This is a genomic window from Skermanella rosea (assembly GCF_016806835.2).
Classification (GTDB): Bacteria; Pseudomonadota; Alphaproteobacteria; order Azospirillales; family Azospirillaceae; genus Skermanella; species Skermanella rosea.
This window is the reverse complement of sequence record NZ_CP086111.1, coordinates 1737434-1760287: the sequence shown is the minus strand read 5'-3', so window position 1 is coordinate 1760287 and position 22854 is coordinate 1737434. Positions and strand designations below refer to the sequence as shown.

General features: G+C 67.4%; 19 protein-coding genes. 12 read left to right on the top strand and 7 right to left on the bottom strand.

Features of this window, described 5'->3' with window-relative positions; translation table 11 throughout:
* Positions 1-9 precede the first annotated feature (9 nt).
* Positions 10-894 carry a LysR family transcriptional regulator gene (locus JL101_RS08085; RefSeq protein ID WP_203099216.1) on the top strand — a complete coding sequence of 295 codons (885 nt, stop codon included), beginning with the start codon at positions 10-12 and terminating at the stop codon, positions 892-894.
* A gap of 538 nt (positions 895-1432) precedes the next feature.
* The gene (locus JL101_RS08080) at positions 1433-4423 is read left to right on the top strand and encodes a transglycosylase domain-containing protein (protein WP_203099217.1); all 2991 of its coding nucleotides are present in this window, start codon (positions 1433-1435) and stop codon (positions 4421-4423) included.
* A 22-nt stretch (positions 4424-4445) separates the two neighbouring features.
* On the opposite strand, the gene zapE is transcribed toward JL101_RS08080, so the two are convergent.
* The gene (gene zapE / locus JL101_RS08075; protein WP_203099218.1) at positions 4446-5585 is read right to left on the bottom strand and encodes a cell division protein ZapE; all 1140 of its coding nucleotides are present in this window, start codon (positions 5583-5585) and stop codon (positions 4446-4448) included.
* A 5-nt stretch (positions 5586-5590) separates the two neighbouring features.
* Between zapE and JL101_RS36875 the strand changes: the two genes are divergently transcribed.
* Positions 5591-6100 carry a nucleotidyltransferase family protein gene (locus JL101_RS36875; RefSeq protein ID WP_203099219.1) on the top strand — a complete coding sequence of 170 codons (510 nt, stop codon included), beginning with the start codon at positions 5591-5593 and terminating at the stop codon, positions 6098-6100.
* Here the strand turns inward: JL101_RS36875 and JL101_RS08070 are convergent.
* Positions 6034-7380 (bottom strand): B12-binding domain-containing radical SAM protein, encoded by a 1347-nt coding sequence (locus tag JL101_RS08070; protein WP_203099220.1) that lies wholly within the window; start codon positions 7378-7380, stop codon positions 6034-6036. The two genes, JL101_RS36875 and JL101_RS08070, sit on opposite strands and share 67 nt — an antisense overlap.
* A gap of 106 nt (positions 7381-7486) precedes the next feature.
* A complete protein-coding gene (locus JL101_RS08065) occupies positions 7487-8548 on the bottom strand; it encodes an NAD-dependent epimerase/dehydratase family protein (protein ID WP_203099221.1) in 1062 nt (353 codons plus the stop codon).
* Between the two features lie 147 nt (positions 8549-8695).
* On the opposite strand from JL101_RS08065, the gene JL101_RS08060 reads away from it, so the two are divergent.
* Complete coding sequence (locus tag JL101_RS08060; protein ID WP_203099222.1) at positions 8696-9910, top strand: glycosyltransferase; 1215 nt, start codon at positions 8696-8698, stop codon at positions 9908-9910.
* Between the two features lie 50 nt (positions 9911-9960).
* Positions 9961-11031 carry an NAD-dependent epimerase/dehydratase family protein gene (locus JL101_RS08055; RefSeq protein ID WP_203099223.1) on the top strand — a complete coding sequence of 357 codons (1071 nt, stop codon included), beginning with the start codon at positions 9961-9963 and terminating at the stop codon, positions 11029-11031.
* 188 nt (positions 11032-11219) lie between these two features.
* Here JL101_RS08055 and JL101_RS08050 read toward each other — a convergent pair whose 3' ends face one another.
* Positions 11220-12074, bottom strand: a complete 855-nt coding sequence (locus tag JL101_RS08050; RefSeq protein ID WP_203099224.1) for a tetratricopeptide repeat protein — start codon at positions 12072-12074, stop codon at positions 11220-11222.
* A 50-nt stretch (positions 12075-12124) separates the two neighbouring features.
* Here JL101_RS08050 and JL101_RS08045 point away from each other — a divergent pair, with 50 nt between their 5' ends.
* The 6 genes from JL101_RS08045 to JL101_RS08020 all read left to right on the top strand — a co-directional run bounded on the left by JL101_RS08045 (position 12125) and on the right by JL101_RS08020 (position 16738).
* The gene (locus JL101_RS08045; RefSeq protein ID WP_203099225.1) at positions 12125-13036 is read left to right on the top strand and encodes an SDR family oxidoreductase; all 912 of its coding nucleotides are present in this window, start codon (positions 12125-12127) and stop codon (positions 13034-13036) included.
* Between the two features lie 113 nt (positions 13037-13149).
* A complete protein-coding gene (locus tag JL101_RS08040; protein ID WP_203099226.1) occupies positions 13150-14490 on the top strand; it encodes a hypothetical protein in 1341 nt (446 codons plus the stop codon).
* 114 nt (positions 14491-14604) lie between these two features.
* Complete coding sequence (locus JL101_RS08035; RefSeq protein WP_203099227.1) at positions 14605-14790, top strand: hypothetical protein; 186 nt, start codon at positions 14605-14607, stop codon at positions 14788-14790.
* 82 nt (positions 14791-14872) lie between these two features.
* A complete protein-coding gene (parS, locus tag JL101_RS08030) occupies positions 14873-15304 on the top strand; it encodes a type II RES/Xre toxin-antitoxin system antitoxin (protein ID WP_203099228.1) in 432 nt (143 codons plus the stop codon).
* Complete coding sequence (locus JL101_RS08025; RefSeq protein ID WP_203099229.1) at positions 15304-15723, top strand: RES family NAD+ phosphorylase; 420 nt, start codon at positions 15304-15306, stop codon at positions 15721-15723. Before parS ends, JL101_RS08025 begins: the two co-directional genes overlap by 1 nt.
* A gap of 34 nt (positions 15724-15757) precedes the next feature.
* Complete coding sequence (locus JL101_RS08020) at positions 15758-16738, top strand: quinone oxidoreductase family protein (protein WP_203099230.1); 981 nt, start codon at positions 15758-15760, stop codon at positions 16736-16738.
* A 35-nt stretch (positions 16739-16773) separates the two neighbouring features.
* Here JL101_RS08020 and lepA read toward each other — a convergent pair whose 3' ends face one another.
* Entirely contained in the window at positions 16774-18576 is a 1803-nt protein-coding gene (gene lepA, locus JL101_RS08015; RefSeq protein WP_203099231.1) for a translation elongation factor 4, read from the bottom strand.
* A gap of 249 nt (positions 18577-18825) precedes the next feature.
* Between lepA and JL101_RS08010 the strand changes: the two genes are divergently transcribed.
* The gene (locus JL101_RS08010) at positions 18826-19458 is read left to right on the top strand and encodes a TIGR02466 family protein (RefSeq protein ID WP_203099232.1); all 633 of its coding nucleotides are present in this window, start codon (positions 18826-18828) and stop codon (positions 19456-19458) included.
* Positions 19459-19834: 376 nt separating this feature from the next.
* On the opposite strand, the gene JL101_RS08005 is transcribed toward JL101_RS08010, so the two are convergent.
* A complete protein-coding gene (locus JL101_RS08005; protein WP_228435349.1) occupies positions 19835-20515 on the bottom strand; it encodes a DedA family protein in 681 nt (226 codons plus the stop codon).
* Between the two features lie 96 nt (positions 20516-20611).
* Complete coding sequence (locus JL101_RS08000) at positions 20612-22741, bottom strand: bacteriohemerythrin (protein ID WP_203099234.1); 2130 nt, start codon at positions 22739-22741, stop codon at positions 20612-20614.
* Positions 22742-22854: the final 113 nt, after the last annotated feature.

The window sequence follows — 22854 nt, the reverse complement described above, 5'->3', positions numbered from 1 at the left end:
ACACAATCCATGGAAACGGACGAACTCTCGGTCCTGGTCCAGGCGGTCGCGGCCGGCAGCCTGTCGGGTGCCGCGCGCCGGCTGGGCGTCACCCCGACCGTCGCCAGCCGGCGCCTCGCCTCGCTGGAGGAACGTCTCGGCGTCCGCCTGATGCACAGGACGACACGGTCGGTTTCCCTCACCCCCGAGGGGGAGACCTTCCTGCCCCATGCCCAGGCCATGCTGGAGATCGAGGAGGCGGCGCGCGCCAGCCTGGCTCCGGCCGAACAGGGGGTCAGCGGCCTGCTCCGGGTGACGGCGCCGGCCTCATTCGGCCGGAAGGTGGTGGCCCCGCTCGTTCCGGCCCTGCTCGACGCCAACCCGGACCTGCGCATCGACCTGGAGCTGACCGACAGCGTGGTGGATATCGTCGCCGCCGGGATCGACGTCGCCGTCCGCATCGGGCGCTTGCGAGAGTCCACGCTGATCGCCCGCCGGCTGGCGCCGAACACGCGGGTGCTGTGCGCGGCCCCGTCCTACCTGGAGCGCTGCGGAACTCCCCATACCGTGGAATCACTGGCCGAGCACGAGTGCCTGGTGCTGAGCGGCACCGGGTCCTGGCCATTCGACGCCCCGGGAAAGGCACGGGAAGTGCGCGTCTCGGGACGCTTCGCGAGCAACAGCGTGGAGGCGATCCGCGAGGCCTGCATCGGCGGCCTGGGCATCGCCCTGCTGTCCCGCTGGGACGTCGTGACGGAACTGGCCTCCGGCGCCCTGGTCCGGATCGATTTCGAGGCGCTGAACCCGCAGGAAATCTCGATCTGGGCGGTCTATCCGAGCCCCCGGCTGGTGCCGCCCAAGGTCCGCGCCTTCATCGCCGCGCTGGAGGCGGCGCTGGGGACACCGGGACGGTGACCGGCCCATCGGCGGTCGCGTGGCTTCCTGTATGACGCTTGATCGACGAGGCTCCACCGCCCGCGGCCAGGGCAGTGTCTACGGACGGTGGAGCCTAGTCCAATCCGGGGTCTCCTCTGACGGAGAAGCCGGGTCATGGTCCCGGCTGATCTGAGATCGCTCCCGCTTGCTGCCGACGGGCAACTGAGGGCCATCATGCCCGATCCGGGGGTGTTCGGGTATGAACGCATTCACATGATTCCGCACTCTATGGCTGTATTGTCCGGGAGTGCCGCCGAAGAGACCCCGGGCTTTCGCGGTGAGTCCGACGAAGTGAGTCGGTTTATCTAAAATGTTTCACATCGGCTTCCTGAAGTCGTTCCATGCCCGGCCGGAGGTCTCATCCATCAGGTGTCACATAATAGGGACACCTGACCTTTTCGGAAGTGGAAGTACCGCTGAAAACAGTTTGTTAACCACGCCAGCCTAGCCTTTGATAAAGCCGATCCGGCGATCGTTTCGGACCGGTGCCAATATTGTTTCGGGAAGGCATGTCTTGATGCGTCGCTTCGGTTGGGAGCGCTGGCTGATCTGTGGAGTGCTTGTCGCCGCAGCCACGGGCACCGGTTGGGTCGGCTACCAGGAGATGCGGACCTCCTGGTTGCAGGCGGGGGTTCTGACCAAGTACGGCGAGAAGCTCACGTATCAGGTCGAGCCGGGCGCCAGCACCCTGGTCAAGTACCCGACCCAGGGTCCCTACAACGAGCGGCTCGGCTATACCGAGATCCCGAAGGCGATCGACGCGCTCACCGGCAACGGCTTCCGGATCGAGCAGCAGGCCCGGACCTCGCCCGAGCTGGCCGACTTCGTCGAGTACGGCGGCTTCGCGGTGTTCCGCGAGAAGACCCGCGCCGGCCTGACCCTCAAGGACCGCAACGGGTCGATCCTCTATACGGCCCGCTATCCCGAGCGGGTCTACGACGACTTCGACTCCGTGCCGCCCCTGGTGGTCGGCACCTTGCTCTTCATCGAGAACCGGGAACTGCTCGACCCGACCTACCCGAAGCGGAACCCCGCGGTCGAGTGGGACCGCTTCGCCCTCGCCATCCTGGGGCTGCCCGCCCAGTGGCTCAATCCCGGCATGCGCATCCCCGGCGGCAGCACCCTGGCGACCCAGATCGAGAAGTACCGCCACTCGCCCGACGGCCAGACCTCGGGGGCGACCGAGAAGCTGCGCCAGATGATCTCGGCCAGCGTGCGGGCCTATCTGGACGGCCAGGACACCACCTTCGCCCGCCGGCGCATCGTCGTCGACTATCTGAATTCCACGCCGCTGACCGCCCGCCTCGGCTTCGGCGAGGTCAACGGGCTGGGCGACGGCCTGTGGGCCTGGTACGGCACGGATTTCAAGGACGCCAACGCGATCCTGAAGCAGACGCCCCGCAACGGCCTGGAACGGCTCCGCCAGGCGGAGATCTACAAGCAGGTGCTGAGCCTGCTGCTGGCCCAGCGCCGGCCGACCCATTACCTGATCGCGGACCGCAATTCGCTGAACGAGCTGGCCGACAGCCACCTGCGGCTCCTCGCGTCCCAGGGCACGATCTCCGCGGACCTGCGCGACGCGGCGCTCGAGATCAAGTTGCGCTTCCGGAACGATGCACCGCTTCCGCCACCCGTTTCGTTCGTGGAGCAGAAGGCGGCGAACGCGATCCGGACCCGCCTGCTCGGCATGCTGAACGTCCCCAGCCTGTACCAGCTCGACCGCTACGACCTGACGGCGGAAACCAGCCTGGACGGCCCGACCCAGCAGCGCATGGTCGAGGTGCTGTCCAAGCTGAACGAGCCCAGCTTCATCGAGACGCTGGGAATGGCGGGCTTCCGCCTGCTGGACTCCGGCAAGAACGACCTGCACAAGGTGATCTACAGCGTCATGCTGTACGAGCGCGGTCCCAACGCCAACTATGTCCGCATCCAGGCCGACAACCTGGACCGGCCGCTGGACATCAACGAGGGCGCCAAGCTCGACCTGGGCTCGACCGCCAAGCTGCGGACGCTGATCACCTACCTGGAGATCATTTCGGAACTGCACGGACGCTACGGCCACCTGCCCCGCCAGCAGCTCCGCTCGGTGTCGCTGGACGCGACCGACAACCTGACGCGCTGGGTCTCCACATACCTGTCCGACGCTGCAGACCGCAGCCTCGCCACCTTGCTGGCCGCCGCCATGGAGCGGCGCTATTCCGCCAGTCCCGGCGAGCGTTTCTTCACCGGCGGCGGCGTCCACAGCTTCGTCAATTTCGACGACAAGGACAACGGCTCGATCCCGACCGTGACCGAGTCGCTCCGCAGCTCCATCAACCTGCCCTTCATCCGCATGATGCGGGATATCGTCCAGTACTATGTCGCCGAGGGCGCCGAGGATGCCGGCGGCACGCTGCTGACCGATCCGTCCAACCCGGCGCGCCAGGCCTATCTGGAGCAGTTCGCCGACAAGGAAGGCAGCCATTTCCTCAACCGGTTCTACACGGACTATCGCGGCAAGACGCCGGACGAGGCGCTGGCGCTCCTCGCGACGCGGGTGCGTCCGGTTCCGCACCGCCTCGCGACCGCCTTCCTGTCGGTGCGCCCCAAGGCCAGCCTCGCCGAGTTCACCCGCTTCATGCGGGACCGCCTGCCCAAGAGCGAGCTGACCGACCAGGTGGTGGAACGGCTGTTCGACAAGTACGCCAAGGACAAGTGGATCCTGGCCGACCGGGGCTACATCACCGGGGTCCATCCGCTCCAGCTCTGGCTGGTGGAGCATCTTCAGCACCATCCCGAGGCGAAGCGCAGCGAAGTGCTACAGGCCAGCGCCGACGAGCGGCAGGAGACCTATGCCTGGCTGTTCAAGACCAGCCGCAAGCATGCCCAGGACACCCGAATCCGCATCCTGCTCGAAGCCGAGGCGTTCCAGCGCATCCACAAGTCCTGGAAGCGGCTGGGCTATCCGTTCGACAGCCTGACCCCCTCCTACGCGACCGCGATCGGCAGTTCCGCCGACCGTCCCGGCGCGCTGGCCGACCTGATGGGAATCATCGTGTCCGACGGCATCCGGGTGCCGACGCTGCGGGTGGAGCGCCTTCATTTCGCGACCGGAACGCCTTATGAAGCGGTCCTCGGCTTCGACCAGAAGCCCGGCGAGCGGGTGCTGGCGCCGGAGATCACGGCGACGGTCCGGCGCGCCCTGCAGGACGTGGTGGAGAACGGCACGGCGCGCCGCGTGCGCGGCGCCTTCACTGCCCCGGACGGCCAGGTGCTCCCCATCGGCGGCAAGACCGGCACCGGCGACCACCGCTACGCCGACCGGGTCATGGCCCGAACCGCGACCTTCGTGTTCTTCATCGGCGACCGCTTCTTCGGCACCATCACCGCTCACGTCGCCGGGCCGGAAGCCGCCCGCTACAAGTTCACCAGCGCCCTGCCCTCGCAGCTGCTGAAGTCGCTGGCGCCGGTGATCCAGCCGCTGATGGAGCGCCCGACCACGACGCAGACGGTCGATCGCAGTCAGTGACTGGAAGGCGGAGTCCGTCCACTCAGGTCAGATGGTCCAGCGCCAGGTAATCCTCCGCCTGCATCTCCATCAGGCGGCTGACGGTGCGCTGGAACTCGAAGGCGTGGGTGCCCTCGCTGTACAGGCTTTCCGGCGGGCCGGCGGCGGCGATGATCACCTTCACCTTGTGCTCGTACAGGGCGTCGATCAGCGTCATGAAGCGCTTGGCCTCGTTCCGCTGCGCCTCCTTCATCTTCGGCACCCGGTCGATGATGACGGTGTGGAAATGGGTCGCGATCGCGAGGTAGTCGGCCGACCCGAGCGGCCGGGCACACAATTCGTGGAAGCTGAAGAAGGCGACGCCCTTGGCCGCCTTCGGGACGTCCACCTTGCGGCCCTGGGTGGTCAGGTTGCAATGGGTCGCCACGGCTCCCTCGGTCAGGCTGTCGAACAGCTCCGCCAGCGCCCGGTCGGTCGCCGGACCCTGAGGGCAGTAATAGACCTTGGCGCCCTTGAACCGGTCCCGCCGGTAGTCGGTCGGGCCCGTGAGCTCGACGATGTCCACCCTCTCCTTCAGCAGCCGGATGAACGGCAGGAACAGGTCGCGCTGGAGCCCGTCCTTGTAGAGGTCGTCCGGCGGCCAGTTCGACGTCGCCACGACCACGACGCCCAGGTCGAACAGCGACGTGAACAGCCGCCCCAGGATCATGGCGTCGGCGATGTCGGTGACGTGGAACTCGTCGAAGCACAGCAGCCACGCCTCGTCGGCGAGCGCCTTCGCCAGGTCGGGAATCGTCTCGTCCACGCTCTTGCCGCCGGAGTTGCCCTCCTCCTTCGAGGCTTGGCGCTGCCGGTGCATGCGGTCATGCACCTCGATCATGAAGGCGTGGAAATGGACCCGGCGCTTCCGTTCCACCGGCGCCGTCTCGAAGAACAGGTCCATCAGCATGGACTTGCCGCGACCGACGTCGCCATAGATATACAGCCCCTGCGGAGCGGGGTCGGGTCGGCGCGTCAGCCCGAACCGGGCGCGCCAGCCGACCTTGCCCATGGCGGGCCTGTAGTCCTTCAGGCCCTGGTACAGCGACTGCAGCCTCTGGGCCGCATATTCCTGCGCGGCATCGGCCTTCAGGGTGCCGGTACCCCGACGGGTCCGATAGAGCGAGAGAGGGCCGTTTGGCATGGCGGATGAAGAATGACCTGGATACTGGAGGGACGCGCATTCCTAGCGGAAACAGCCGCCGGGCGAAAGCGACTCGACGTCACTGGGGTGTCTATGCCGAATGGGGAGGTGGAGATCCGCCTGCTCCTCGACCATGTCTTCGCCAAATCCTGGAACGCGGCGATCCTCGATCGGGCGCGGCAGCCTGGATTGGCGTCACGGTCGAGATCCGCAACCAGGCGCGCGTACCGCTCCGGTACCCGGGGAGTTTCGGCATTCCCTATCCGCCCGTGACCGCCCTCGACGATGGCATCGGCAGTTTCCCCTGTCGGAGCACCGCCGTCGGGATCCGGCACGCTCGCGCCGAACGCTGCCCTCTGGATACCGGAAATCTATGCGGCCAAGGTGGCGCGCTGGCGCGAGCTTTGGCCGCACCTCACGGTGCTGCCCTGGCCGGAGCCGGACAGGGTCAGGAATTCGCCAGGCTGAACGCCAACTCGCGCCACTTCTTGGCGCCGTCCGCCTCGACCACGTAATTGTCGTCGGCGACGGCACCGGGGAAGACCTTCTGGACTTTCTCCTCCTCCAGGTTGGACAGGGGCGTGCCCTCGATCGCGGCGCAGCCGGATTCCTGCCAGGTATCGAGCGGCAGGGAGGCGATGAACCGCTTGGTGTCCAGCATCTGCTCCTTGGTCTCGCCCGGCAGGCCGTAGGTGAAGGTGCCGTGGCAGGTCATGCCCAGGCTCTTGATCTCGTGGACCACCTTGGTCGCGTATTCCAGGTCCAGGTGCTTGTTGACGATATTGTCCACGACCCACTGGTTGCCGGACTCGAACCCCAGCTTGACCCCGTAGCAGCCGGAGTCCCGCATCACCTTCCAGCTTTCCATGCGCGAGGTGTCGGCCCGGCACATCGCCGACCAGGGCAGGCCGATCCGGGTCATCACCTCCGACATCTTCAGCACGTGGGCGTTGCCGATGTTGAAGGTATCGTCGTCGAAATAGATCGAGCTGTAGCCGTACTTGCCGACCAGCTCGGACAGGAAGGCTTCCATGTAGTCGGGCGAGTAGTGGCGCACCGTGCGCTTGGCCGTGCCGTCCGGGTCGTTGCCGGTCATGGTCGCCGGCCAGACGCAGAAGATGCACTTGAAGGGGCACCCCCGGCTCGACCAGACCTGGGCGTGGGGTGCCGTCTGGCCGCGCGGGTTGTCGTCCCAGTAACGGTGGGCGATCACCTCGTCGTAATACGGGAACGGGGCGTTGTTCATCTCCTCCAGGGTCAGCAGGTCGTGCTCGATCACGCCCTCCTCCCCTTCCAGGACCCTGACCGATCCCTTCTCGTACTCGCCCTTGATCACCGCATGGACCGGGAAATTCTCCATGATCTCCTTGCCCTTGGAGGAGATCGGGCCGGTCACCACGATCCGGGCTTCCGGGACGACCTTCTTGATCGCGAAGATGATCTTGCCGTCATGGTCCCAGCTCGGCGACGCCGATTCGATGAAGATATAGTCGTACCTGACTTCGCGAAGATGGTTGAAATAGCTGGCATAGCTCTCGCGCAGCGCCAGGCTGTCGCGCATCGCCACCTCCGCCCCGGTCGCCCGAGCGGCATAGGTGGTGGCGTAGCCCATGAAGAACGGGTACGGCAGGTAGCCACCGAAGACGAAATTGTCCGGCGTCGAATAGGTGTGGATCGTGTGCGGCCAGCGCGACCCGGCGCGGATGCCCGCAAGGCAGATGTCGCGGGAAGTCCCGTTCTGGCTGACGGTGGCCTGCTCCAGCCACCAGGGCGGATTGCTGAAAAGAACCTTCATGGGGGCTTCTCCTCCTGCGGCAATGGGTCGCTATGCCGGATCGACCAAAAGTAGGAGGTAACGGATAAGGAAAGGTAAATGCATATCGAATGCGTGACAGTCAGCCTCAGCGCAGGATGGGCTGGACCTCGGCGCTGTGGGCCTCCAGCCAGGTGAAGATGTCGCCGACGATCGTCTCCACCCCGCGCGTCGGCTTCCAGCCGGTCGCGGCGGTCACCTCGGCATTGTCCGTCACATAGTACGGAATGTCGGCGGCGCGGGTTTCCGGATCGCGGCCGATCTCGACGACGCGCTGGCAGCGGTGCACGCACAGGTCCGTCAGTTCCGCCAGCGAGACGCTCACCCCTGCCCCGCCCCCGACATTGTAGGTCCGGCCGGCATGCTCGCCGATCCGGTCCACCTGCAGCCGGACCAGGTCGTACAGGTCGGCGACGTGCAGGATGTCCCGCACCTGCGCCCCGGTCCCGCCGAAGCCCATGTAGGCCAGCGATCCGCCGAACAGGTGCCGGGCCGCCCACAGCACGACGAAGCCCTGGTCAACCTTGCCCATCTGCCACGGGCCGGTCAGCACGCCGCACCGGTTGACCACCGCCCGCAGTCCGTACATCGCGCCGTACTCCTCGATCAGGAACTCGGACGCCAGCTTGGTCGCCCCATAGATCGACCGGCTGCCGGCCATCGGGAAAGCCGTGGTGATCCCGGCCGCCGACCAGCCCGGCCCCGAAGCACCGGCGACCGGCACCAGGCGCCTGCCCACCGTCTCCAGCGGCAAACCCCGGAGCCCGGCGATCGGATAGACCCTGCTGGTGGACAGGAAGACCAGCGCGGCACCGCACCGGCGCACCGCCTCCAGGCAGTTGACCGTGCCGACGAGGTTGGTGTTGACGACATAGGCCGGCGAAGCGCCATAGCCCGCATGGACCGACGGCTCGGCCGAACACTCCAGCATCAGGTCGAAATCGCCCGCTTCGGCAAGATCCTCGGGGTTGCGGACGTCGCCGTGCCTGAACTCCACCCCCGCCGCCTTCAGCCGGGGCAGTGCCAGTTCGCTGCCCCGGCGCCGCAGGTTGTCGAGCGCCACGACATCGGCGTCCGGCATGTCGCGCTTGAAGAAGGAGGCAAGGTTCGATCCGACGAAACCGGCCCCACCCGTCACCAGAATACGCATCTCTCCACCAGAGGTAATTCGACCGGCGCAGGAAGCCGCAACTGCGCGTTCAGGTCAAGACGGAAATAGGCAATTTGGCTAATGTCATCTTAACCGATTACCCGAAAAGTAAGGCCATCGTCATAGACCGACCCCGGATGGCCCGACGTGCAGGAAGTCAGCTTCTCCCAGGCGCAGATCAAGGCGTTCCGCCGAGCGGACGTCATCTTCGTCGCGGCCGACGGCTATACCTTGGCGCCGAGCCGGATCCGCGCCTACAGCTTCGCGAAGGCATGCCGGGAGCGCGGCCTGAACGCCGAGGTCCTGTCCTTCTTCGATCACCTGGGCGCCTCCGGCCAGGGGTCCGGCGCCTACCGCATGGACGAGCAGGAGAAGCTTCGGCTGGCCGCCCTCGGGGCAGACATCCTCAAGCTCAACCCGACGGCGATTCTCTACATGCAGAAGGTGTCTTACCACAGCTTCGCGGTGGCACTCGCCGCGGGAGCCAACGGCAACCCCGTCGTCCTGGACTATGACGATTTCGACTTCCGATCGCCCTTCATGCCGGGAATGACGCGGTTCATGCCCAGCATCGGACCGGTCCCGGCGACCGCCGAAATGGCCAGGAACTCCGACCTGTGCGTCTGCGCCAGCCGCCGGCTCGTCGAGATCATCGGCCAATTCAACGAGCGGTGCGAACTTATCCCGACGGGAACCGACCTGTCGGTCTTCGACGTCGGCCTGCGCGACGCGGCCGGGCGCGGCCCCGGCGATCCCGTCGAGCTGATCTGGCTGGGCGACATCTGGGGGCCGCAGATCGTCGCCGACGTGACGATGGCGATCGACGCCTTCGCCGCGCTGCCGCCGTCGATCCGCGACCTCGCCCGGCTGACCATCATCGGCTTCGGAGACTTCTGGCCGGAGTTCAAGGCGACCCTGGCCGCCCGGCTGGGCCACCTGCCGAACCTGGTCTTCCGGGAGCGCATCGCCCCGGCCGAGGCACCCGGCCTGCTGGCCCGGTGCGACATCGGCCTGCTGCCCCTGGCGGACAACCCGTTCAATCACTGCAAGAGCCCGACCAAGATGTTCGAGTACATGGCCATGAAGGTGGCCGTGCTCGGCACCCCGGTCGGCGAAGCGGCGCACATCCTCCGCGACGGCGAGAGCGGCATGCTGGCGTCGGACCTTCCCGGCTACATGCGGCGGATGGGGACCCTGATCCTGGACGGCGACCTGCGTCGCGCCATGGCCGACCGCGCCTATGCGGCCGTGCTCGACGGCTATCATCTCGGCGCCATGGGCGACAGGCTCGTCCGCCTGCTGGACGGTGTCCGGGAGGACCGGCGCAGCCGCGAATCCGAGGCAGCGCTAACCAGCGCTTAACCCGCTTCCCCATAACTTTCGGCATAATCTCCTCGGAAGGAAACGCGGCCATGGCGATCGTCATCGTGACCGGGTCGGCCGGCCTGATCGGCGCGGAAGCGACCCGCTACTTCCACGCCAAGGGGCTGGACGTCGTCGGCATCGACAACGACATGCGGCGCTACTTCTTCGGCGACGGGGCCAGCACGCGGTGGAGCCTGGAGCGGCTGGCCCGCGACATCCCGGCCTACCGCCACCATGCCGTCGATATCCGGGACGCCGCCGCGATCGAGGCGATCTTCGAGCAGTACGGCGCGGACATCGCGGCGGTGGTCCACACCGCGGCCCAGCCATCCCACGACTGGGCCGCGCGCGAGCCTGCGACCGACTTCACCACCAACGCCAACGGCACCCTGAACCTGCTGGAGGCGACGCGGAAATTCTGCGGGGAGTCCGTCTTCATCTTCACCAGCACCAACAAGGTCTACGGCGACACGCCCAACGCGCTGCCGCTGGTCGAGCTGGAGACCCGCTGGGAACTGTCGCCGGACCATCCCTGGGCCGAGCACGGCATCCCGGAAAGCATGAGCATCGACCACACCCTCCACAGCCTGTTCGGCGCCTCCAAGGTCGCGGCGGACGTGCTGGTTCAGGAATACGGCCGCTATTTCGGGATGCGCACCGCCGTCTTCCGCGGCGGCTGCCTGACCGGCCCCGGCCATTCCGGGGCGGAGCTCCACGGTTTCCTGTCGTACCTGATGAAATGCGCCGTCGCCGGCAAGCCCTATACGGTTTTCGGCTACAAGGGCAAGCAGGTGCGCGACAACATCCACTCGCACGACCTGGTCTCGGCGTTCTGGCAGGTATTCGAGGCGCCGCGCCCCGGCGCCGTCTACAACATGGGCGGCGGCCGCCACTCAAACTGCTCCATGCTGGAAGCCATCCGCCTCTGCGAGGAGTTGACCGGCCGGCCGATGGACATCAGCTACCGCGACGACAACCGGGTCGGCGACCATATCTGGTGGATCAGCGACATCCGCGCCTTCCGCCGCGACTATCCCGGCTGGAGCCAGCGCTACGACCTGCGCCGGATCATGGAGGACATCTTCGAGGGCTGCAGGGAGCAGTCTCCGGCCGGATAGGCCCCGCCCCCTAATGGTCCTGCACAGTGTTTTCGATGACGCTCGGCGTAGCGGAGTTGCGTAGGTCGGCCTTCGCCCGTCAGGGCGAACGCCGACACCCTGCGTCAACGCTCCGGCCACGCGGTCGGCGTCGGCCTTCGGCCGAGGCCGACCTACGATAAATCGATCAAAACCACTGTGCCGAGCCCCTACCGCGCCCCCTGCCGCGCCGCCGGCGCGCCAGCGGCCGGCGCTCCGGCAGTTGGCGGGGCCGCCTGCCCGTCGCGGAGCCGCTTCAGGTTGTCCTCGGCGGCCCGGGCGCTGGTGGTGTCGGGATCGATCCGCATGACCGTGCCCCAATCGGCCTTCGCCCCCTCCGCGTTACCGGTCACCGCGCGCAGGTTGCCGCGCAGCAGCAGCGCTTCCGGGTTCGACGGTTCGAGCTGCAGGGCGATGCCGACATCGTCGAGCGCCTTGCTGTCGTTGCCCAGCGCGCGGTAGGCCCCGGCGCGGTAGAGATAGGCCTCGGCCCGCCGCGGCGCCAGGTCGATCGCCCGGTTCAGGTCCTCGATCGCTTCCCAGTAACGCTGGGCCTCCGCCCGGGCGAAGGCCCGGTCGATCATAAGCTCGGGGTCGCGCGGGCTGTAACCGAGCGCCTGGGTATAGGATCTTTCCGCCTTGGCCGTGTCGCCCGCCCGGAGCCAAGCCCAGCCGGCACGGGCCAGCAGGCTCGACGCCCCTTCCGGCGTGTCCTTGCCGAGGGTCGGAACGAGATCCTCCAGCCGCGTCGCCGCCGCCTGGAACTGCCCCTGGTGGAACAGCGCCATCGCCTGGCACAGGCGCGCCATGTCGCCTCCGCCGCGGTCCTCCCAGGTCAGGGCGCTGTCGAAGGCCGCATCGGGCCGCTTCTCCGCCAGCTGCATGCAGGCGGCCGCCTCGCGGGCGTGCTCGACCGCCTGACGGTCGGCGGCGGCGGCGGGACCCGCCGCCAGGATCGCGAGCACGGCCAGCGCCGGAAGCCGGCGGGTGGCGGGACGGTTCGGGGGAACATTGTATCTGGTCATGGTGGCCCTTAAGTTCGGGCCTGGAGTTTCCGAGCGCAAGGCCAACCATCATGCAGCAACCGCAAACGCCCCGACTCTTCTGCTTCGGTCTGGGTTTCAGCCCGCTGGCCTTCATCGACCTCGTCCGGCGCGAGCATGGGCCGGAAGGCTGGCATGTCGCCGGCACCACGCGCAGCCCGGAAAAGGCCGCCGCCCTCTCCGCGCGCGGCATCGGGACGCACCTGTTCGACCGCGGCCGGCCCCTGGACGATGCCGCCGCGGCCCTCGCCGGAACGACCCACCTGCTGACCGCCGTGCCGCCCGATGCCGACGGCGACCCGGTGCTCGACCACCACGCGGCCGATATCGCGGCGCTGATGCCGGGACTGCGCTGGGTCGGCTACCTGTCCACGACGGGAGTCTACGGCGACCATGGCGGCGCCTGGGTGGACGAGGCGACGCCGCTCCAGCCGACCGGCCGCCGCCAGAAGCAGCGGGCCGCGGCCGAGCAAGCCTGGCTCCGGCTGTGGCACGACCACGGGGCTCCGGTCCACCTGTTCCGTCTTGCCGGCATCTACGGCCCCGGCCGCAGCGTGATCGACAGCGTGCGCAACGGGACCGCGCGCCGGATCGACAAGCCGGGGCAGGTCTTCAGCCGGATCCATGTGGACGATATCGCGCGGACGCTGCGCGCCTCGATCGACCGGCCCAACCCCGGCGCCGCCTATAACCTGTGCGACGACAATCCGGCCCCCGGGCACGAGGTCACGGCCTACGCCTGCGAGCTGCTGGGCGTCGAGCCGCCGCCGCTGGTGCCGTTCGACCAGGCCGAGCTGTCCCCCATGGCGGCCAGCTTCTATGCGGACAACAAGAAGGTGCGCAACGACCGGATCAAGGACGAGCTGGGCGTCACCCTGAAATACCCGGACTACCGCCCGGCGCTGCGCGACCAGCTGCGGCAGGAGGGGCATACGGCGGACTGACCGCAAGCGTTCCGCCTCCATACGGAAGCATACTAACAATCCGCGTCGTGATGCCGCAGATGGAGTCCATGGGCATCCGACCGGATGGCCATGCAGATCCGGGAGGCCGCGACATGGCCGCGAGCGAAATCATCGGCAGGATAACCACCGGTTTCTACAGCCTCCTGGCGGAGGACGAGCGCCCCGCCCCTCGCCCCGTTCCGGTCGCGCCCGCCGCATCGACCGCTCCGGCGGGCTGCGCCTCTCCGGCGGACTTCACGGCGGAACTGGCGCGGCTGCTGGAGGGCAATCCCAAGGCGACCGCCGGCCGGATCCACCTGATCGGCCTCGAGCCCATCCGGGCACGGCTGGGCGACCGGTGGCCCCGGCTCCAGGACAGCATCCATCTCCTGGCATCGAAGGTGATCTCCCAGCACCTGGCACCGGACGACGTGTTCTGCCGCTACGGCGCGCTCGACTACCTGATCGCCTTCGCGCATCTCGGCCCGGAGGCGGCCCGGCTGAAGTCGGTCGCCATCGCCCAGTCCCTCTACGGGCATTTCCTCGGGGACGAGGATCTCGACGGGATCGTGATCCGGTCGGCGGTCGGGCGGGTGGACGGCAGCGTCGTGTTCGAGGAGCGGGCGGTTCAGGATATCCTGGGTGACATGGCCACCGGCCTTGGCCCGCTCGCCGTGCAGCCGAACCCCTCGCTCGGGCTGAACCGCCCCGGCCGCGCCCCGCACCTCGACTGGCAGTACCGCCCGGTGCTGGACAGGCGCCATAACGTGCTGTCGACATGGTGCTGCATGCCGGTAGCGCCGTCGGCCGCGGGTCCGCCGGCGGAAGGCTACGCGGTGCTCGGCGGCGACGGCGGGGCCCCGCGTTTCGCCGAGCTGGACCGCATGACCCTGGGGCATGCGCTCGCCGACCTGGACGGCCTGCTGGCCAACCGGTTCAGCGTCTTCGTCAATGCGCCGGTGCATTTCGAAAGCCTGAGCAGCAGCCGCACCCGGACCGGCATCCTGGACCTGCTGAACGGCACCGACGCGATGATACGGCGCTTCCTGGTGCTGGAGATGTACGGCGTGCCCGGCGACATCTCGCGGACCCGGCTGCTCGATCTCGCCGGCATGCTGCGCCCCTTCTGCCGCTCGATCCTGCTGGCGGCCGATCCGCAGGCCCACGGCATCGTCCATGCCCGGGAATGCGGGGTGCACGGCGTCAGCTTCGATCTTTCCGGCGGCTCCTGCCCCGGGTTCTCCGGCAATTTCGACCGGACCTGCCGCGCGCTCGAGCATACGGGCACGCGCGTGGCCATCGTCGGCGTCCGGTCCATCGGGCAGGCCCGGGCCGCAGCAGCCGCCGGGGCGACCTACCTGGGCGGTCCCCGCATCGGCCCGCCGGCCGAGGTGCCGGCGAACATGGTCCGGTATGACTGGAACGATCTGCTGGCGGAGCGGTGCACGCATTAAAACTAATTCGTAATCTCTTTAGCGGCAGAATGCCGCACGGCATTAAACCGATCGGTAAAATGCAAAACGTCACGAACATGCATTAAGCTGGCTTCTCAGTACGGAGGAAATGCCATGCAAAAAGAAACTTCCCGACCGGTCTTCCTGATACTCGGCACGTCCGGGGAACACGGCACCATGGACCACCGGATCCTTGAACTGCCCAGCCAGGTCGCCGGGGACATCGTCGCCAGGGACCTGCAGTCCCGGATCGGCACCGCCGACCGCACCTATTTCCGGGTGGTTCCCGCGTCGGCATGATACCTCCGCTTGATGGGTTCCGGATTTCACCTTAAGCTTTCAGGCCCCCGCGCCCCGTGGCTGTCGGCCGAGAGGTTGAGGTATGATCAGCGCCGCTCAGGTGATCGCCCTGCTTGGGGGCGAAAAGACCGTTGGCCGCACGCTGTCGAGTGACCTGGACATCGTGGGTCTGGTTCGCGACGGCCTGCCGGTTGACGTGATCGACCATCTGCTTGAACTCCAGGTGATCAGCCGGGCCGAGGTGGACCGCATCGTCGCACCGCCGAAGGTGCTGGCCGAGCGGCGGCGCAAGATGGGCCTCACGCCCGAGCAGTCCGGCCGGGTGATCCGGATCGCCCGCGTGATCGTGGACGCGACGGAGACCTTCGGCTCCCGGGAGAAGGCGCTGACCTGGCTCCGCCGGCCGTCCAGGGCCCTGGAGGACGAGGCACCGATCGATCTTCTCGATACCGAGGAAGGGGCGCGGCTGGTGGAACACCTGCTCGGCCGCATCGCCCACGGCCTGGCCGCCTGATGCGAGTCTGGCGCCTGACCCGCCTGCCCTTCGCCGACCTGTCCGGTGCCGGCGCCGACCTTCTCGGCGGCCGGTGGACGTCGCCGCGGATGCCGGTGGTCTATGCCGCCATGGACGCGGCGCTCGCGGCGCTGGAACTGCGCGCCAACCTGGACCTGGATTTCTCCCTGGTGCCGGACGACTATGTCCTGCTCGGCATCGACACCAACTATCTCGGTTACGAGGATGCCCCCGTCCTGGACGGCCGGGAGGCCTGCCGGGCCTTCGGGGACCGCTGGCTGTCGGAAGGGCGCTCCGCCCTGCTCCGCGTCCCCTCGGCCATCCTGCCGGAAAGCCACAATATCCTGATCAACCCGCGCCACCGCGATGCGCGCCACGCCCGCATCGCCTGCCAGAGGCCCTGGCGCCCCTGCGCCTGACCGGCGGACACCCAACGGAACCACGGAGCACCCCATGACCACCGCCCGCATGATCCGCATCACGGAGTTCGGATCGCCCGACGCGATGCGTCTCGAAACAGCCGATCTGCCGCTGCCGGGCCCCGGCGAGGCTCAGGTCCGGCAGACCGCGGTCGGCTTCAACTATATCGACGTGTACCAGCGCAAGGGCGTCTACCCCCTCCCGCTGCCGACCGGCCTGGGCCACGAGGCCGCTGGCGTGGTCGAGGCGGTCGGGCCGGAGGTCGCGGACCTCCAGGTGGGCGACCGCGTCGCCTACATGAACGCCGGGCTGGGCGCCTATGCCGACATCCGGAACGTTCCGGCCGCGAAACTGGTGAAGATCCCGGCGGAAGTCACCGACGAACAGGCGGCGTCCCTGCTGTTCAAGGGCCTGACCGCGCAGTATCTCCTGAAGAAGACCCACGCCGTGCAGCCCGGCGACATGGTGCTGGTCCACGCCGCGGCCGGCGGCGTCGGGCAGATCCTGTGCCGCTGGGCCAAGGCGCTGGGCGCCCAGGTGATCGGCACCGCGGGCTCGGCGGAGAAATGCGCGATCGCGCGGGCCGCCGGCTGCGACGTCGCGCTGGACTACACGGACCCGGACTGGCCGGAAAGGCTGCTGGGGGAGACCGGCGGGCGCAAGGCCCGCGTCGTCTATGACTCGGTCGGCCGCGACACCTTCCTAAAGTCGCTCGACTGCGCGGCACCCTTCGGGCTGGTCGTGGTCTATGGCGCGGCCTCCGGCCCCGCCCCCGCGATCGAACCGGAACTCCTCAACAAGAAGGGGAACCTGTTCCTGACCCGGCCGTCGGTCTTCCCGCACAATGCCGATCCGGCTGCCTTCCGGGCCAACGCGGCCGACCTGTTCGACGCCATCGCGGCAGGCATGGTCAAGGTGGAGATCGGCCGCCGCTTGCCGCTCGCCGAGGCGGCGGAAGCGCACCGGGCGGCGGAAGCCCGCGCCACCACAGGCGCGATCCTGCTGCTGCCTTGATGGAGAACCGCCCCCGGGTTGCCGGGGGCGGTGTCTCAGTTGTCGTTCATCTTCAAGGCGGCGATGAAGGCGCTCTGCGGGATCTCGACCTGGCCGAACTGGCGCATCCGCTTCTTGCCTTCCTTCTGCTTGTCCAGCAGCTTGCGCTTGCGGCTGATGTCGCCGCCGTAGCACTTGGCGAGAACGTCCTTGCGCATCGCGCTGATCGTCTCGCGCGCGATGACCCGGCTGCCGATGGCGGCCTGCACCGCGATCTTGAACATCTGCCGGGGGATCAGCTCCTTCAGCCGCTCGCATAGCGCGCGGCCGCGCTTCTCGGCGGCCGAACGGTGGACGATGGTGCTGAGCGCGTCGACCGGCTCGGCGTTGACCATGATCGACAGCTTGACCAGATCGCCCTCGCGGTACTCGTCCCACTGGTAATCGAAGCTGGCATAGCCCCGGCTGATGCTCTTCAGACGGTCGTAGAAGTCGAACACGACCTCGTTCAGCGGCAGGCGGTAGATCATCATGGCGCGGCTGCCGGCATAGGTCAGCTCGATCTGCTCGCCGCGCCGGTCGGTGCAGAGCTGGAGCACGCTGCCCAGGTATTCGTCCGGCAGCATGATGGTCGCCTTGATCCAGGGCTCCTCGATCTTGGCGATCCGGACCGGGTCGGGCATGTCGGCCGGATTGTGCAGGTCCATGACGCTGCCGTCGTTCATGTGGATCTTGTAGACCACCGACGGCGCCGTGGTGATCAGGTCCAGGTCGAACTCGCGCTCCAGCCGTTCCTGGATGATCTCCAGGTGCAGCAGGCCCAGGAAGCCGCAGCGGAAGCCGAAGCCCAGCGCCGCCGACGTCTCCGCCTCGAAATGGAAGCTCGCGTCGTTCAGTGCCAGTTTGCCCAGGCTGTCGCGCAGATGCTCGAACTGGGCGGCGTCGGTCGGGAACAGGCCGCAGAACACCACCGGCACGGACGGCTTGAAGCCGGCCAGCATCTGGGTCGCGGGCCGCTTGTCGTCGGTGATGGTATCGCCGACCTTGGTCTCCGTGATGTCCTTCATGCCGGCGGTGATGAAGCCCATCTCGCCGGGGTTCAGCACGCCGGTCAGCAGGGGCTTGGGCGTGAAGACACCGACGCGGTCGATCTCGCGCGCGGCCCCGCTCGCCATCATGCGCATCTTCATGCCGACCTTGAGCTGGCCGTCGACCACGCGCACCAGGATGACGACGCCCAGGTACGGGTCGTACCAGCTGTCGACCAGCAGCGCCTTGACGGGGCTGTCGAGATCGCCCTTGGGCGGCGGCAGCCGCTGGACGATCGCCTCCAGCACGTCGGGGATGCCGAGGCCGGTCTTGGCGGAGATCATCACGGCGTCGGACGCGTCCAGTCCGATCACGTCCTCGATCTGCTCCTTCACCCGGTCCGGCTCGGCGGCGGGAAGGTCGATCTTGTTCAGGACGGGAATGATCTCGTGGTTGTTGTCGATCGCCTGGTAGACGTTGGCCAGCGTCTGCGCCTCGACGCCCTGGCTGGCGTCCACCACCAGGATCGATCCCTCGCACGCGGCCAGCGACCGGCTGACCTCGTAGGCGAAGTCGACGTGGCCGGGGGTGTCCATCAGGTTCAGCTGGTACTGCTGGCCGTCCTTGGCGGTATAGAGCAGGCGCACGGTCTGCGCCTTGATCGTGATCCCGCGTTCCCGCTCGATGTCCATGCTGTCCAGCACCTGCTCGCGCATCTCCCGCGAGTCCAGGCCGCCGCACATCTGGATCATCCGGTCCGCCAAGGTGGACTTGCCGTGATCGATATGGGCGATGATGGAGAAGTTACGGATATGCTTGAGGTCGGACATGCCTGCGCCAAAAACCTGGGGATCAGGGCAGCACCATAGGGCCGAGGCACGGTCCGCGCAACGGAGACATGTCGATCGTCGCCGCGACAGGCAATTCTGTCCAGGCCCCGGCTGTGTTAACCATGTTATCAGGTGTTAACGACGTAGCCGGCAGGCGGAGGCGGGAAGCGGCCCGGCCTCCGTTCCGTATCGCGTCCCGTATCGGGGATCCGAGACCGATCCCCGCAACGACAGGCGAAAGGTATCCGCATGCAGTCGATCAAGCTGAACGAAGCGGTGATGTATTGTTTCGGAACGCCGCTGTTCAAGGCGCGCATCCGCGACCATGCCGCGATGAACGCCGAGCTGGCGGCGTTCCTCCGGAAGGAACGCGACGCCACGCCGGACAAGCACATGTCGGCCGTCAGGGGCTGGCAGGGCCGGAAGGATCTGTTCGAACACGATCACCCCGCGCTGAACCGGCTGAAGGGCCAGGTGGCCAAGGCGGTGATCGCCGTCACCCAGACCTATTTCGGCCAGCCGCTCGACCCGGCCAAGTGCTTCGTGAACGGCGAGATGTGGGGAAACATCATCCCGAGCGGCGGCTACACCAAGCTGCACAACCACTCGAAATCGCACTGGAGCGGCGTGTACTATATCGATGTCGACCAGATCGAGGGCGACTGGCCGGAGAACGGCTGCATCGAGTTCGTCGACCCCCGCAGCTTCCCGACCGCCTTCCATCATCCGAAATTCTCGATGCTGCCCAGCCTGACGATCAAGCCGGAGAACGGGCTGATGCTGCTGTTCCCCGGCTGGCTGAACCACTATGTCCACCCCTATCACGGCCCGGCGGAGCGGATCTCCATCGCCTTCAACGCCATGATCCGCGTCGACGACTGACCGACCGCCGGACCGGAGGCGGCCTCGGCAAGGTCCCGCCGTCGAGGGCCGCGCTCGCAGAGGTCTTCCCAGTAGCGGTGCTGCAAAATGGTCCTGATAAGTCCTGCGGACCGGAGTGCGGCAGGTCGGCCTTCGCCCGTTAGGGCGAACGCCGACACCCTGCGTCAACGCTCCGGCCATGCTGTCGGCGTCGGCCTTCGGCCGAGGCCGACCTAAGATAAATCAATCAAAACCACTGTGCCGGGCCAGTAGTCGGCCATGTCGTGGGGCCGGTCCTTGCACAGGACATCGAACAACAGTCCTGCAACTGCGGAAAAAGCATAACAAGCCGCGTCGCTGCGGCTCGCTCAGCTATGACCGAGGGTTTTTCCGCCTCTCACTCCGCCTGGGCCGGCACGTTCCGGCCCGACACCGTCGGCTCCGGCGTAGCGGGCCGCTTCCGCGACATCTTGAACAGCACCAGGATCGCGATCAGGAACGCCGCCAGCATCAGCAGGCCGAACCCGGTCGCCAGATCGCCCAGCACGTGCTGGAGCGCCATGCCGGCCAGATAGCCGGCCCCGGCGAAGCATATGGCCCAGACGCCGGCGGCGATGAAGTTGAGGAAGGCGAAGCGCGACCACGCCAGCCCGCTCATGCCCATCGCGAAGGAGCTGAAATTCCGCACGCCGTAGATGAAGCGGAAGCTGAGGATGAAGCCGGTGCTGTACCGCTTCAGCAGGTTCAGCGCATGGTCGACGCCCGGCTTCCATCGGGGGAAGCGCAGCAGCAGCCTGGCCCCGTAGCGCCTGCCGATCAGAAAGTAGAGTTGGTCCCCGAGGAAGCTGCCCGCCCAGGCGAAACCGATCAGCGTCGGAAGGTCAAGGATGCCCTCGCGTGCAGCCACGCCGGAGAAAATGACGAACGTTTCACCTTCGAGAAATGTCCATGCAAAAACAACGGCATAGTAATAGTTACCATAATCCTTGATGGTTTCCAGAATATCCACCGCGCGCTCCTGGGACAGGCCGATTCTTATGTGTTGGCCCCACTCTATCGGGAATCGTAGCGGTTGCATACCGCGTTGGTGACATTTGGATCAATATGCCCGCCCCGTCGCACTGCACCATCGGGATGGTCGGAAGATGCCCCGATCCGCGGGAGGCGGACCGGGTCACGCAGCCCGCCGCAGCTCCGGCCGTCGCTCCGCGGCGAAGCGCGCCACCGCCCCGTCGGCCCCCTTGATGTGGGTCTGCCACCATCCGCCCAGCAGTCCGACCACGTCGATCCCCCGGATCTCGGCGCCCTTGCGGTAGGTCTCGGAAAGCGCGTCGAGGCGGGAGATGAACATCTGGTGCTGGCGGCGGTGCTCGCCCGCGTCCGGATAGCCGATGCGGGTCATGAACTCCTCCTCCTCGCTGAAATGCTCGAAGGCGTAGGAGCGCAGTTCGTTGAAGGCGGCGGAGAGGGCCCGCGGGTCCTCTCCGCGCTTCACGCTGGCGTAGACGCGGTTGGCAAGCTCCAGCAGCTTCCTATGCTCGGCGTCGATGCGGGGGATGCCGAACTCCAGGTCCGCTCCCCACTCGACCAGGGCGCCGACCTCGTCCTCCTCGAAGCGGACCTGCTTCAGGAAGCCGTCGACCTTCCGCTTCAGCACCTCGGCATATTCCCCGAGCGCCTCGGCGGTCCGGTGCATTTCCTCGGTGGCGCCGGCCGATTCCGTCGCGGCCAGTTCGACCAGGGCGATCGCGTCGGTCACGCCCGCCGTTCCCGCCGCTCCCTGGTCGGCGTTGCGCGCGATCTCCTGCGTGGCCGAGTGCTGCTGCTCGACCGCGGTAGAGATCGCCGCGGCGACCCCGCTCATGTCGCGGTTGATCTGCACGATCGCCGTGATGGCTTCGGCCGACGCGTGGGTTCCCCCCTGGATCTCGGAGATCCGGCGGGTGATCTCTTCGGTCGCCCGGGCGGTCTGGGTGGCCAGCGCCTTCACTTCCGACGCGACGATGGCGAAGCCCTTGCCGGCCTCCCCGGCACGCGCGGCCTCGATGGTCGCGTTGAGGGCCAGCAGGTTGGTCTGCCCGGCGATGTCCGCGATCAGCTGGACGACGGCGCCGATCCCGCCGACCTTCTCCTCCAGGAGGCGGATCGCGTCGCTGGTCACGGCCGTCTCCTTCACCGCCGTCACCGCCATGGCCGATGCCTGCGTCGCCTGCCGCGAGATCTCGTGGATCGAGCTGCTCAGCTCCTCCGCGGCGGCCGCAACCGTCTGCACGCTGGCCAGCGCCTCCCCCGAGGAGGCGGAGACGGTCGCGACCTGCGCCTGGGTCTCCCGCACGCCGGCCGACATCCGCCGGGCGTTGGCGCGCATGGCCTGGTCGGCGGCGGTCAGGCCGTCCAGGATGCCGACGACCGTCACCTCGAACTCCCGGATGAAGGTCTCCATCTGCCGCTGCTTGCGCTCCTTCTCCAGCCGCTGGCTCTCCTGGTTTTCGGACAGCATGCGGGCCTGGATCAACCCGTCCTTGAACACCTCGACCGTCCGGGCCATGTCGCCGATCTCGTCCGCCCGCCCTGTGGCCGGCACCGCGATGTCGACGGAGCCCTCGGACAGGCGGGTCATCACCAGCCGAAGGCCGGAAAGCGGGCGCACGATCGAGCGGGTGACCAGGGCCGCCCCGGCCAGCACGACGGCCATCACCGCCGCGAAGATGGCGGCCAGGAACAGGGCCTTCTGCCGGAAGACGCGGTCGACGTCATCGACGTAGATCCCGGTGCCGACGACCCAGTCCCATCCGGGGATCCGTTTCACGTATGAAATCTTCGGCAGAGGCTCGGCTTCCCCGGGCTTCGTCCAGCGGTACCGGACGAACCCGCTGCCCTGCTCCCGCGCGACGCGGTTGAACGCCTCGAACATCGCCATGCCGTCGGCGTCCCTGATGTCGAGGACGCTTCGGCCGATCCGCTCCGGCAAGGTCGGATGACCGATCAGGATGCCGTCGAGGTCGTTGATCCAGAAATAGTTGGTGTTCTCGTAGCGCAGCATGGCGATCGCCTCGACCGCCGCCCGCCTGGCCGCGTCCTGCGGCATGGCGCCCCTGGCGGCCATCTCCGCATGGGTGACCGCGATGTTGGCGGCGGCATCCACGAGGTCGCGCGCCTTCAGCACGCGGTCATGCAGCAGTTCGGAGCGGAGATTGACCAACGCGATGACGCCGATGACGATCATGCCGGCGGATGCCAGGAAAACCAGGGCCAGGAGGCGGCCTTGAAGCCTGACTTGCGGCAATCCCAACCGAACCGACATCACTGATCCCCCGGACACGACCGGACCCGGCGGAAGGCCGCGTCCGGCAAGAATCTGAGCATCAGAGATTTAAAAAATTACATCTGGAAACCCGGATCGGTGGCTGCGGTGCA

What these genes read in the sequence shown, in the direction of transcription:
- JL101_RS08005 (WP_228435349.1), bottom strand. Translation starts at nt 20,515, where the DNA reads ATGCAACCGCTACGATTCCCGATAGAGTGGGGCCAACACATAAGAATC.
- lepA (WP_203099231.1), bottom strand. Translation starts at nt 18,576, where the DNA reads ATGTCCGACCTCAAGCATATCCGTAACTTCTCCATCATCGCCCATATC.
- zapE (WP_203099218.1), bottom strand. Translation starts at nt 5,585, where the DNA reads ATGCCAAACGGCCCTCTCTCGCTCTATCGGACCCGTCGGGGTACCGGC.
- JL101_RS36875 (WP_203099219.1), top strand. Translation starts at nt 5,591, where the DNA reads ATGAAGAATGACCTGGATACTGGAGGGACGCGCATTCCTAGCGGAAAC.
- JL101_RS08000 (WP_203099234.1), bottom strand. Translation starts at nt 22,741, where the DNA reads ATGTCGGTTCGGTTGGGATTGCCGCAAGTCAGGCTTCAAGGCCGCCTC.
- JL101_RS08040 (WP_203099226.1), top strand. Translation starts at nt 13,150, where the DNA reads ATGGCCGCGAGCGAAATCATCGGCAGGATAACCACCGGTTTCTACAGC.
- JL101_RS08070 (WP_203099220.1), bottom strand. Translation starts at nt 7,380, where the DNA reads ATGAAGGTTCTTTTCAGCAATCCGCCCTGGTGGCTGGAGCAGGCCACC.
- JL101_RS08050 (WP_203099224.1), bottom strand. Translation starts at nt 12,074, where the DNA reads ATGACCAGATACAATGTTCCCCCGAACCGTCCCGCCACCCGCCGGCTT.
- JL101_RS08045 (WP_203099225.1), top strand. Translation starts at nt 12,125, where the DNA reads ATGCAGCAACCGCAAACGCCCCGACTCTTCTGCTTCGGTCTGGGTTTC.
- JL101_RS08035 (WP_203099227.1), top strand. Translation starts at nt 14,605, where the DNA reads ATGCAAAAAGAAACTTCCCGACCGGTCTTCCTGATACTCGGCACGTCC.
- JL101_RS08055 (WP_203099223.1), top strand. Translation starts at nt 9,961, where the DNA reads ATGGCGATCGTCATCGTGACCGGGTCGGCCGGCCTGATCGGCGCGGAA.
- JL101_RS08025 (WP_203099229.1), top strand. Translation starts at nt 15,304, where the DNA reads ATGCGAGTCTGGCGCCTGACCCGCCTGCCCTTCGCCGACCTGTCCGGT.
- JL101_RS08010 (WP_203099232.1), top strand. Translation starts at nt 18,826, where the DNA reads ATGCAGTCGATCAAGCTGAACGAAGCGGTGATGTATTGTTTCGGAACG.
- JL101_RS08020 (WP_203099230.1), top strand. Translation starts at nt 15,758, where the DNA reads ATGACCACCGCCCGCATGATCCGCATCACGGAGTTCGGATCGCCCGAC.
- JL101_RS08065 (WP_203099221.1), bottom strand. Translation starts at nt 8,548, where the DNA reads ATGCGTATTCTGGTGACGGGTGGGGCCGGTTTCGTCGGATCGAACCTT.
- parS (WP_203099228.1), top strand. Translation starts at nt 14,873, where the DNA reads ATGATCAGCGCCGCTCAGGTGATCGCCCTGCTTGGGGGCGAAAAGACC.
- JL101_RS08080 (WP_203099217.1), top strand. Translation starts at nt 1,433, where the DNA reads ATGCGTCGCTTCGGTTGGGAGCGCTGGCTGATCTGTGGAGTGCTTGTC.
- JL101_RS08085 (WP_203099216.1), top strand. Translation starts at nt 10, where the DNA reads ATGGAAACGGACGAACTCTCGGTCCTGGTCCAGGCGGTCGCGGCCGGC.